Origin of the sequence: Cellulomonas sp. NS3, from assembly GCF_024757985.1 — a bacterium.
Taxonomy (GTDB): Bacteria; Actinomycetota; Actinomycetes; order Actinomycetales; family Cellulomonadaceae; genus Cellulomonas_A.
The window spans coordinates 1,473,758-1,484,757 of record NZ_CP103289.1 but is presented as its reverse complement, the minus strand read 5'-3'; the positions used below and the strand labels follow the sequence as shown (position 1 = coordinate 1,484,757).

Sequence of the window (11,000 nt, the reverse complement as noted above, 5' to 3'; positions counted from 1 at the left end):
GGAGAGCCATGACCGCCGCACCGGACCGCCCCACGCCGCAGAGCCGCCGCCTCCTCGACGCGCTGAGCCCCGCGATGCTCGCGCTCATGGACGAGCTCTCCGGGACGATGTTCTGCGCCAAGGACACCGACGGCCGCTACGCCGCGGTCAACCCGGTGTTCGTGGCCCGCACGAGCGAGCGCTCCCGCCGCGCGGTGCTGGGGAGGCGCGCCGAGGACCTGTTCATCCCCGAGCTCGCGCAGCACTACGCCGCGCAGGACGCGCACGTGCTGGGCACCGGCCGGGCGCTGCGGCACCTGCTCGAGCTCGTGCGTCGCCCGGGCGGCGAGCCGGGCTGGTACGTCACCTCGAAGCTCCCGGTGCGCGACGGCGGCGAGGTCGTCGGCCTCGTGAGCATCTCGCAGGACCTCCGCACCGCGGACACCGGGGACGTCGCGGTCCGGTCGCTGTCCCGCGTCGTCGCGCTCGTCGAGCAGCGCCTCACGGAGCCCGTGGCCGTCGCGGACCTCGCCCGGGCCGCCGGCTGCTCGCCGTCGACGCTCGAGCGCCGCATGCGCCGGGTCTTCGGTCTGTCGCCGCAGCAGTTCGTGCTGCGGGCGCGCATCGACCACGCCGCGGCGCTGCTGACCACGACCGACGTCCCGCTCGCCGACGTCGCCGCGCGCTCGGGGTTCTACGACCAGGCGGCGTTCACCCGGACCTTCGGCCGCCTCACCGGGGAGACGCCCGCGCAGTTCCGTCGTCGCTCGCCGTCCGCGCCGTCGGGCGCGTGAGCGCCCCGCGTCGGGCGGCGGCGGAGCCGGTCGTCGGGCACCGCGCGGGCTCGCCGTGACACCGTGCCGGCTCCCGCGTCCCGCGCAGCGGTCGACCCGCCGCGGGCGCTGGCCCATCATGGACCGATGACCACGGCACACATGCCCACGCTCGCCCTGAAGGGCGCCGACATCCCGCTCCTCGGCCTGGGGACCTGGCAGTCCGAGGGCTCGGAGGCCGAGCTCGCGGTCGTCGCGGCGCTCGAGCTCGGCTACCGGCACATCGACACCGCGACCGGCTACGGCAACCAGGCGCAGGTCGGCCGCGCGCTCGCGACGCGCGGCAACGACCGCGACGACATCTTCGTGACGACCAAGCTGCCGCCCGACCACGCGGGCCGCGAGCGTCAGACGCTCATGGAGTCGCTGGCCGAGCTCGGCACCGACCACCTCGACCTGTGGCTCGTGCACTGGCCGCCGAACGGCGAGGCGACCCCGTCGACGTGGGAGGCGTTCATCGCCGCGCGCGACGAGGGCCTGACCCGCGCGATCGGGGTGTCCAACTACTCGATCGCGCAGATCGACGAGCTCATCGCGGCGACCGGCGAGGCGCCGGCGATCAACCAGATCCCGTGGAGCCCGTCGGACTTCGACGCGGACCTCCTCGCGGCGCACGCCGAGCGCGGGGTGCGCGTCGAGGGGTACAGCCCGTTCAAGCGCACGAGCCTCGAGGACCCGACGCTCGTCGGGATCGCCGAGGCGCACGGCGTCACGCCCGCGCAGGTCGTGCTGCGCTGGCACCTCGAGCACGAGGTCGTGGTGATCCCGAAGTCGACGAACCGGCAACGGCTCGCGACGAACCTCGACGTGCTGGGCTTCAGCCTCACGCCGGACGAGGTCGCGCGCATCGACGGGCTCGGGGCGACCGCCGACCGATGACCCCCACCCTGGGCGGCCGACGGCGTCCGCTCGTGATCGCCCTGGGCGTGCTCGTCGTCGCGCTCCTCGTCGCGCTCGGCGTGACGCAGGTCCGTGCCGACCGTGCGGCGGCCGCGCGTGCCGACGAGGCCCGCGCGGCCGCGGCCGCCCAGGTCGCCGCGGAGGCCGCGCGGGAGAGCGCCGTGCGGGAGGCCGGCGCCGTGCACGCGGCCCGGCACGGTCAGGCGCAGGCGCGCGAGCTCGGGGCGACGCTCGCCTCGGTCGCGCCCCGTGAGGCCGCCGCGCAGGCGGTGCTCGACGCGTCCGCGGGCAGGGTCGCCGACGACGCCGTCCGCGCCGCGCTGCAGTCGGCGCTCGACGCGCTCCGCACCGGGGTGGCGGCCGCCGCGCAGGGCACGGTGACCAGCGCGTCGCTCCTCGCCGCCGCGGACGCGGTCGACGCCGCGAGCGCGTCGGTCGCCGCGGCGCAGGCCGAGTGGGAGGCGGCCGCCGCGACGGCTCCCGCGCCCGACGCACCGACGGCGACGGCGACGGCGCGACCGCGCGCCGCAGCCCCGGCGGAGGAGCCGGCGCCCGCTGCCGGCGGTCGTCCGACCGACGCCGCGGGCAACGTCCTGTGGGTCACGTCGGTCCCGACCGCGGACGGCGACGGCTCGAACGGCAACATGCCGATGTCGGCGATGTGCCGGATCCCGTGGGGCACCGACCAGCTCGGCTACGCCCAGTACCTGCGCTGCGACGCCGCGGACGCGCTGACCCGGCTCGAGGCGGCGTTCCGGGCGACCTTCGGGGAGTCGATCGCGATGGACCTCACCTACCGCTCCTACGCGGACCAGGTCGCGATGAAGCAGGCCCTCGGACCGATCGCGGCGAGGCCGGGCACGTCGAGCCACGGCCTCGGCACCGCGCTCGACGTCCAGGAGTGGCCCGACGTCTACGGGTTCGGGACCGCCCGCTACGAGTGGCTCGTCGCGCACGGGCCCACGTACGGCTGGTACGCCCCCGCGCGTGTGCGCGCCGACGCGGCCTACCCCGAGTACTGGCACTTCGAGTACGGCCCCGGGCGCACGAGCTGACGTCGCGGACCCAGGCGCACGCGCACGCCGGGTGGCATGGTGGGGCGTGGCGCGACGGTCCCGTCGTGCCACGTCGCGACCCCTGCACCCAGGAGGCACCCGACCATGACGGACACCCACCCGTCGACGTCCACCGGCCAGGACTCCCCGGCGACCCCGGGCTCCCCCGCAGCCGGTCCGAGCTCCCCGACCGACGACGCGCCGGCCCGCACGCGGCCGCTCGAGACGGCCCGCGCGCAGCTCGCGAAGGCCGTCGACATCCTCGGCTACGACGACGGCCTGCACCAGATGCTCGCGACGCCGCGGCGCGAGATCACCGTCGCGATCCCGCTGCGGCGCGACGACGGCACGACCGAGCTGTTCTCCGGCTACCGCGTCCAGCACAACATCTCGCGCGGACCCGGCAAGGGCGGCCTGCGGTACGCCGCGAGCGTCGACCCCGACGAGGTCCGCGCGCTCGCGATGCTCATGACCTGGAAGTGCGCGGTCGTCGAGCTGCCGTACGGCGGCGCCAAGGGCGGCGTGACGATCGACCCCCGGCGGTACTCCTCGGCCGAGCTCGAGCGCGTCACCCGGCGCTACACCAGCGAGATCATGCCGATGATCGGCCCGGAGCGGGACATCATGGCGCCCGACATCGGGACCGACGAGCACACGATGGCGTGGGTCATGGACACGTACTCGGTCAACCGCGGGTACACGATCCCGGCGGTCACGACGGGCAAGCCGCTCGCGGTCGGCGGGTCGCTCGGGCGAGCCACCGCGACGTCGCGCGGGGTCGTGCACGCCGCGCGCGCGGCGCTCGCCGAGGCCGGCGTCGGGATGGACGAGGTCACGGTCGCGATCCAGGGCTTCGGCAAGGTCGGCTCGCACGCGACCCGGTTCTTCGCCGAGGGCGGCGCCCGCGTCGTCGCGGTCAGCGACGAGTACGGCGGCGTGCACGACCCGAGCGGCCTGGACGTCCCCGCGCTCCTGGCGCACGTCGCGGCGACGGGGTCGGTCACCGGCTTCGAGGACGCCGAGCCGATCGACAACGTGGCCCTCCTGGCCCTCGACGTCGACGTGCTGGTGCCCGCCGCGGTCGAGGGCGTGCTCGACGCCCGGACGGCACCGTCGGTCAAGGCGCGCTGGGTCGTCGAGGCGGCCAACGGCCCGACGACGCAGCGCGGCGACGAGCTGCTGGCCGAGCGCGGTGTGATCGTCGTGCCGGACATCCTCGCGAACGCCGGCGGCGTCGTCGTGTCCTACTTCGAGTGGGTCCAGGCGAACCAGGCGTACTGGTGGACCGAGCGCGAGATCGAGGAGCGCCTCGAGGGGCGCATGGTCAGCGCGTACGAGGCCGTGGCGCGCACCGCGCGCGCCGAGGGCCTCTCGCTGCGGGACGCCGCGCTGACGATCGGCGTGCGCCGCGTCGCCGAGGCGCACCAGATCCGCGGGCTCTACCCCTGACGTGCGCCCGCGGGCGGCCGTGACGTGACGCACGTCCGGGCCGCCCGCGGGAAGCCTGCACGCCGTCCCCGTGTTGCCCCGAGGTGACCTCCTCGATCCCGCTCTCCGTCCTCGACCTGTCCCCCGTCGCCACCGGCGCGTCCTCGCGCGACGCGCTGCTGGCGACCACCGAGCTCGCCCGCCGCGCCGACGCGCTCGGGTTCGCGCGGTTCTGGGTCGCCGAGCACCACGCGATGCCGGCCGTCGCCTCGACGTCGCCCGCTGTGCTGCTCGCGCACCTCGCGGCCGCGACCGAGCGCATCCGGGTCGGCTCGGGCGGGGTCATGCTGCCCAACCACCCGGCGCTCGTCGTCGCGGAGCAGTTCGCCATGCTCGAGGCGCTGCACCCCGGGCGCATCGACCTGGGCATCGGCCGTGCGCCGGGGGCGGACCCCCGCACCGCGGCCGCGCTGCGCCGCACGGTCGAGGGCCTGGGCGCCGAGGACTTCCCCGTCGAGCTGATCGACGTGCTCGCGCTGCTCGGCAGCGGGCCCGAGGGCCACCCGCCGTCGGCCCGGGCCGCCCGGCTGACCGCGACGCCCGCGCCCACGTCGGCGCCCGAGGCGTGGCTGCTCGGGTCGAGCCTGTTCAGCGCCCAGCTCGCGGCCGAGCTCGGGCTGCCGTTCAGCTACGCCCACCACTTCTCGACCGGCCGCACGCACCAGGCCGTCGCGGCGTACCGGAGCACGTTCCGGCCGTCGTCGGTGCTCGCGCAGCCGCGCCTCATGGTGTCCGCGTCGGTGATCGTCGCCGACACCGAGGAGGAGGCCCGCTACCTCGCCGGACCGAGCCGCGTCATGGCGCTGAGCCTGCGCAGCCCCCGGCCGCTCGCGCCGATCGTGTCGCCCGACGAGGCGCAGCGGATGCTCGCCGACCTCGACCCGGGCACCGCGGACCTCCTCGCGCAGCTGCCCGGGACGCAGATCGCGACGACGCCCGAGCGCGCCGTCGCCGAGCTCGCCGACCTGGTCGCCCGCACGGGCGCCGACGAGCTGCTCCTCACGGCCACGACCCACGACGTGGCGACGCGGATCGAGACGCTCGAGGCGATCGCGCCGCTCTGGGCCGAGGCGGGCGTGCTGGCCGGGGAGCCGGCGGCTCGCTGACGCGCCGTCCGCGCGGTCGGGGAGCCTGCGCGCGGGCACGACGGCAGGGGCCTCCCGCGAGAGCGGGACGGTCCCTGCGTCGTCGACCCCGGCCGGGGCCGGGCACGGTCCGCGGGCGGTCCCCGGCGTGCCTCAGCGCGGGGCGCCGGGCTCCGGCTCGGCGGGCGCGTGCGGCGCGTCCGGGACGCGGGTGACGGGCACGAGCCGCGACTCGCGGCCCTGCGCGTCGGACAGCACGAGCACGACGCCCTCGACGCCGTCGTCCGCTCGCTCCCCCTGGTGCGCGTCGGCGGCGCCGGCGCCCACCCCCGCAGCGGCGTGCTCCGCGCGGACCCGCACGTCCCCGGCCAGCAGCGCCAGCACCGCCTCCTCGCGCTGCGTGTGCTCGGGCGTGCCCGCCATGCGCGTGCTCACGACGGTGCCGAAGCGCAGGACGCCGTCCTCGAGCCGGTACGTCGAGCGCAGGCGGTTGACCCCGCCCGTCCCGTACACCTGCCCGTCGGACTCGAACGTGAGCGCCGGGCGCGAGCGCTCCGGGACGTCGCCGAGGGGCTCCCCCGCGACGTCGACGAACTGCCACGGCGCTGCGGTCAGGTGCACGGCTCCGGTCACGTGCCGATCATGGCACGCCACCTCCGAGCCGTCAGGCCCCCGGCGCGGGTGCGCGTCGCACCGTCACTCGCGCGGCTGGCGCTCCGCCCAGTCCGCGAGGAGCACGCGCGGGCCGGTGTAGAACGGCACCTCCTCGCGCACGTGCCGGCGGGCCTGCGTCGCCCGGAGCTCGCGCATCAGGTCGACGATGCGGTGCAGCTCGTCGGCCTCGAACGCGAGGATCCACTCGTAGTCCCCGAGCGCGAACGCGGCGAGGGTGTTGGCGCGCACGTCGGCGTAGTCCTTGGCCGCGCGGCCGTGCTCGACGAGCATGTCGCGGCGCTCGGCGTCGGGCAGCACGTACCACTCGTACGAGCGCACGAACGGGTAGACGCACAGGTAGTCGCGCGGGTCCTCGCCCGCGAGGAACGCCGGGACGTGGCCGCGGTTGAACTCCGCGGGGCGGTGCAGCGCGACGACCGACCACACGGGCAGCAGGTGCCGGCCGAGCGCGCTCGCGCGGAAGCGCTGGTAGGCGCCCTGCACGGCCTCGACCGAGTCGCCGTGCCACCAGACCATGAGGTCGGCGTCGGCGCGCAGGCCCGCGACGTCGTACCAGCCGCGCACCACGAGGTCGCCGATCGCGGGGGTCGGACCCTCGCCGCGCACGGCCGCCTCGGCCTCGGCGACGAGGAGCGTGCGCCCGTCGTGGTCCTCGGGCAGCGGCTGCTCGAGGGCGAACACGGAGAACATCGCGTACCGGATCGCTCCGTTGACCGCCTCGGCGACCTCGGGGGCGTGCCCGCCCTCGTGCTGCCCGTGCGTCCCGTGCTCCCCGAGCGCCGCGGGGTCGGGCGTGCCGACGTCCGGCGTCGTGGGTCCTGCGCTCATCGCTGCTCTCCTGCGGTCTGTGGGGTGGCCGTGCCGTCGACGGGGTCCGACCCGCAGGCCGCGGGGACCCCGTTGTCCTCGCCCGCGCGCAGCCGGCAGCACCCGGGCCGGCACACGTCGGGCCACGCGTCGAGGCCGCCGACGACGAGCCGCTCGACGTCCTCGCCGCGCTCCGCCGCCGCCCGCTCGACCACGAGGTCGACGAGGCCCTCGACGAAGGCCGCGCGGACACCGACCGTGTCGGCACGCACGGCCGTGACTCCCAGGTCCGCAGCCGTCTCGAGCGCCTCGGTGTCGAGGTCGAAGGCGACCTCCATGTGGTCGGAGATGAACCCGATCGGCGAGAGCACCACCGAGCGCATGCCCTGCGCCGCGCGCTCGGTGAGCAGGTCGTTCACGTCGGGCTCGAGCCACGGCTGGCTCGGCGGGCCCGAGCGCGAGCAGAACGCGAGGGTCCAGTCGACGTCGTGCCCGAGCCGCCGGCCGACCTCGGCCGCGACGACCGCGCCGACGTCGAGGTGCTGCGTGCGGTAGCTGGGACGCTGCGCGCCGGACGCCTCCTCCATCGTGTCCGGGATGGAGTGCGTGACGAACACGAGGGGCGCGGTCGCGGCCACCCCGGCGGTCGTCGTGCCGGTCCGCTCCGCGAGCGAGGTGTACGCCTCGACCACGGCGTCGGCGTTCGCCCGCACGAAGCCGGGGGTGTGGAAGTAGTGGCGCAGCTTGTCGACCACGAGGCCCGCGCTGCCGTCGTCCCCGGTCGGGGTCGTGGCCCCCATGCCCCGCAGCGTGGTCGCGAGGTTCTCGCGGTACTGCCGGCAGCCCGAGTACGAGCCGTACGCGCTCGTGACGATCGCGAGCACGCGCGTCGACCCGCCGTCGCGCAGCTCCGTCAGGCCCTCGTCGGTGTACGGCTCCCAGTTGCGGTTGCCCCACGCGACCGGGACGTCGATGCCGCGGCGCGCGAGCTCGTCGCGGAGCGCGGCGAGCAGGGCGAGGTTCTGCTCGTTGATCGGGCTGCGTCCCCCGAAGTGCGCGTAGTGCTCGCCGACCTCGGCGAGGCGCGCGTCGGGGATGTTCTTCCCGCGCGTGACGTTGCGCAGGAACGGCAGGACGTCGTCGGGTCCGTTCGGGCCGCCGAAGGAGAACAGCAGCAGGCCGTCGTACGGCGCGAGCGCGGTGGGGTTCAGGGTCGAGGGAGCCACCAGAGAATCATCCCACCGCCCGGCGGAGCGGCCCGGTGACGGCGGTCCGGCCCGCCGTGACGTTGTCGCGACGGGCTGTCAGATCCGCATTTCCACCCGGTCGCCGGGATGCACGCGGGCCCCCGACCTCCTACCGTGCTGGAGGGGATCCCGGGGCGTGGGGCGCGTTCCGGGGCGTACGCACAAGGCATGCAGCGCACACAGGACGAGGGAGCAAGCCGCGTGGACCCGACCCGCCTCGACGCACTCGTGGGCCATGCCCTGGGCCGTCGCTACCGCATCGACGGAACCCTGGGGCACGGCGGCATGGGGACCGTCTTCGCCGCGACCGACGTCCGCCTGCGCCGACCCGTCGCGCTCAAGGTCTTCTCGCTCGAGGGCGTCCCCGCGCGCGACATCGGCCGGTACGCCGGCGAGGCGCGCGTGCTCGCGAGCCTCTCGCACCCCGGGCTGGTCGCCCTGCTCGACGTCGGCGCCGACCAGGGGCCCGAGGGCGAGCCGCTCGCGTACCTCGTCATGGAGCTCGTCGACGGCGTGACGCTGCGCGAGCGCCTCGACGCCGGCCCGATCGACCCGGTCGAGGTCGCCGACATCGGCCGCCAGCTCGCCGAGGCGCTCGGTCACGCGCACGCGGCCGGGGTCGTGCACCGCGACCTCAAGCCCGCGAACATCCTGCTCGCGCACGAGCCGGTGCTGTCCGGCGACGCCGAGGCGCCGGCGACGGCCACGAAGCTCGCCGACTTCGGCATCGCGCAGGCGCTCGGCGGCCCCACGTCCGGGGAGACCTCCGCCGGCCGCACGCTCGGGACGGCGAGCTACCTGAGCCCCGAGCAGGCGCTCGGGCGCCCGCTCGGCGCCACGTCGGACGTCTACTCGCTCGGGCTCGTGCTGCTCGAGTGCCTCACCGGCGAGCGCGCCTACCCGGGCGAGGCGCTCTCGAGCTCGCTCGCGCGCCTGCTCGAGTCCCCCGAGGTGCCCGACTCGCTGGGCCCGACGTGGTGCTCGCTGCTCCAGGAGATGACCGCGAGCGACCCGACGATGCGGCCCAGCACCACGGAGGTCGCCGAGCGCCTGCGCCGGCTGCGGCGCCCCGCGCTGTGGGACCGCGTCGCGGCGCGGCTCGGCTGAGCGCTCAGGCCACCGGGACCGCGCGGGTCGCGAGCTCGACCGCGATCTGCTGACCCCAGCGGCGGACCGCGTCGAGGTCGCGGTGGTCGCCCTCGCGGGCCCGTGCGCCGGCGATGATCGTGCGCTCGGTGAACGAGAGCACGCTCCGGTCGAGCCGGCCCGCGAAGCTGCGGTGCGCGACGGCGCCGACGTCCTCGCGCAGCCGTGCGACCTCGTGCGGGGAGTTCGCGGAGGCGGCGGGCTGCGTCGCGAGGCCCGACGAGAAGAGCCAGACGGGCCGCTCACGCAGCTCGTCGCGCAGCCGCACCGCGAGGTCCCGGGCCTCGGGGATCCAGTGAGCGGTGTACACGGCGGAGCCGAGGACCACGGCGTCGTACCCGTCGAGGCTCCGCACGTCGGCCGGGGACCGCTCGTCGACCTCGTGCCCCGCCTCGGCGAGCGCTCGCGCCACGACGGCGCCGATCTCCTGCGTCGCGCCGTGCCGGGATGCCGCTGTGACCAGGATCTTCACTGCTCTCACCTCTGTCTGCCGACGGTTCCGGTGCGCGTGCGTGCGCTCGTGCGCCGGGGCGCTCGGCGGTCCTCCGCGCGATCCGGGAGGACCGTGCGCCGCTCCTCGCCCCTGCCTCCCATCGTGCGCGCGCGGGCCCGGGAGATCGTGGGTCGGAGGTCCCCCGGGACCTGTGACCCACGCCCGGTCGCCGGTCCACCGTTTCGTCCGGAACCTCCGAGGAGGCATGCTGGGTTCGGCCGTACGGCGTCGATCGGCGCCGGAGCGGCCCTCTCGTGCGCACACCGGCGTCGGGAGCCCTCGACCTGGAGCCGTCACGTGCGCCGTCGCCCCGTCCTCGCGAGCACCGTCCTCGCCGCCGCCCTCGTCCTCGCCGGGTGCGGCGCGAGCGAGCCCGAGAGCTCGCTGCCGACCGCGAGCGGTGAGTTCGGCGACAAGCCCGAGATCACCTTCCCCGACGCCGAGCCCCCCGCGGAGCTCACGACCGACGTCATCTCGGAGGGCGACGGCCCTGAGGTCACCGAGACCGACCTCATCGTCGCCGACTACCTGGGTCAGGTCTGGGACGGCGAGGTCTTCGACAACTCCTACGACCCGAAGGGCGAGGCCGAGCCGCAGCCGCTCACCATCTCCCTCGGCCAGCTGGTCCCGGGCTGGGCCAAGGGGCTCGCGGGGGTCAAGGTGGGCAGCCGCGTGCTGCTCTCGCTGCCGCCCGAGGAGGGCTACGGCGAGGAGGGCAACGAGCAGGCGGGCATCGAGGGCACCGACACGATCGTCTTCGTGGTCGACGTGCTGGGCAGCTACAGCGCGGACGCGAGCGCCGAGGCCGACGCGGAGCCGGACGCCGCCGCCGCGGCCTCGGTCGCCCCGCAGGTCACCGGTGAGCTCGGCAGCGAGGCGACCGTGACCGTGCCGGCCGGGTCGCCCGAGCCGACCGAGGTCGTCACGACCGTGCTCGCCGAGGGCACGGGCGAGCCCGTCGCCGAGGGCCAGCTCATCGCCCAGTACTCGGGCGTCGACTGGGCCGGGTCGAGCATCGGCAGCTCGTGGGAGGACGGCACCCCGCAGGCGTTCCCCGTCTCCCCGGACGAGCCGACGTTCGCCGGCCTGGTCGGGGTGCCGCTCGGCAGCCGCGTCCTTCTGCAGATCCCGTCGGCCGAGGCCAGCCCGGCGATCGCGGTCGTCATCGACCTGATCGACCAGCCGTAGCGAGCGCACGGCTCGCGCGAGGGCCCGGTACGCCACGGCGTGCCGGGCCCTCGCGCGTCCCGCGCGCGGCCTGCGGTCCTGACGCGGACGGCCGTTCCCGTGCG

General features: G+C 75.9%; 11 protein-coding genes. 7 read left to right on the top strand and 4 right to left on the bottom strand.

Annotated elements, in window-relative coordinates:
* Nucleotides 1-8: 8 nt before the first annotated feature.
* From NXY84_RS06860 to NXY84_RS06840, 5 genes are all read left to right on the top strand, one after another.
* Nucleotides 9-773, top strand: a complete 765-nt coding sequence (locus tag NXY84_RS06860; protein ID WP_258726365.1) for a helix-turn-helix domain-containing protein — start codon at nt 9-11, stop codon at nt 771-773.
* A gap of 126 nt (nt 774-899) precedes the next feature.
* The gene (locus NXY84_RS06855) at nt 900-1,691 is read left to right on the top strand and encodes an aldo/keto reductase (protein ID WP_258726364.1); all 792 of its coding nucleotides are present in this window, start codon (nt 900-902) and stop codon (nt 1,689-1,691) included.
* A complete protein-coding gene (locus tag NXY84_RS06850) occupies nt 1,688-2,767 on the top strand; it encodes a M15 family metallopeptidase (protein ID WP_258726363.1) in 1,080 nt (359 codons plus the stop codon). Before NXY84_RS06855 ends, NXY84_RS06850 begins: the two co-directional genes overlap by 4 nt.
* Before the next feature lie 105 nt (nt 2,768-2,872).
* Nucleotides 2,873-4,216 carry a Glu/Leu/Phe/Val family dehydrogenase gene (locus tag NXY84_RS06845; protein WP_258726362.1) on the top strand — a complete coding sequence of 448 codons (1,344 nt, stop codon included), beginning with the start codon at nt 2,873-2,875 and terminating at the stop codon, nt 4,214-4,216.
* Nucleotides 4,217-4,299: 83 nt separating this feature from the next.
* On the top strand, nt 4,300-5,361 hold the full coding sequence (locus tag NXY84_RS06840) for an LLM class flavin-dependent oxidoreductase (RefSeq protein WP_258726361.1): 1,062 nt from the start codon (nt 4,300-4,302) through the stop codon (nt 5,359-5,361).
* A 132-nt stretch (nt 5,362-5,493) separates the two neighbouring features.
* Here NXY84_RS06840 and NXY84_RS06835 read toward each other — a convergent pair whose 3' ends face one another.
* The 3 genes from NXY84_RS06835 to NXY84_RS06825 form a co-directional block, all read right to left on the bottom strand.
* Nucleotides 5,494-5,973 (bottom strand): META domain-containing protein, encoded by a 480-nt coding sequence (locus tag NXY84_RS06835; protein WP_258726360.1) that lies wholly within the window; start codon nt 5,971-5,973, stop codon nt 5,494-5,496.
* A gap of 63 nt (nt 5,974-6,036) precedes the next feature.
* A complete protein-coding gene (gene hemQ, locus NXY84_RS06830) occupies nt 6,037-6,705 on the bottom strand; it encodes a hydrogen peroxide-dependent heme synthase (protein WP_258727137.1) in 669 nt (222 codons plus the stop codon).
* Between the two features lie 134 nt (nt 6,706-6,839).
* Complete coding sequence (locus NXY84_RS06825; RefSeq protein WP_258726359.1) at nt 6,840-8,048, bottom strand: ferrochelatase; 1,209 nt, start codon at nt 8,046-8,048, stop codon at nt 6,840-6,842.
* Between the two features lie 189 nt (nt 8,049-8,237).
* Here NXY84_RS06825 and NXY84_RS06820 point away from each other — a divergent pair, with 189 nt between their 5' ends.
* Complete coding sequence (locus NXY84_RS06820) at nt 8,238-9,176, top strand: serine/threonine-protein kinase (RefSeq protein ID WP_258726358.1); 939 nt, start codon at nt 8,238-8,240, stop codon at nt 9,174-9,176.
* Nucleotides 9,177-9,180: 4 nt separating this feature from the next.
* On the opposite strand, the gene NXY84_RS06815 is transcribed toward NXY84_RS06820, so the two are convergent.
* A complete protein-coding gene (locus NXY84_RS06815; protein WP_258726357.1) occupies nt 9,181-9,687 on the bottom strand; it encodes a flavodoxin domain-containing protein in 507 nt (168 codons plus the stop codon).
* Nucleotides 9,688-10,005: 318 nt separating this feature from the next.
* On the opposite strand from NXY84_RS06815, the gene NXY84_RS21730 reads away from it, so the two are divergent.
* Entirely contained in the window at nt 10,006-10,896 is an 891-nt protein-coding gene (locus tag NXY84_RS21730; protein ID WP_309485061.1) for an FKBP-type peptidyl-prolyl cis-trans isomerase, read from the top strand.
* The last annotated feature ends 104 nt before the right edge of the window (nt 10,897-11,000 follow it).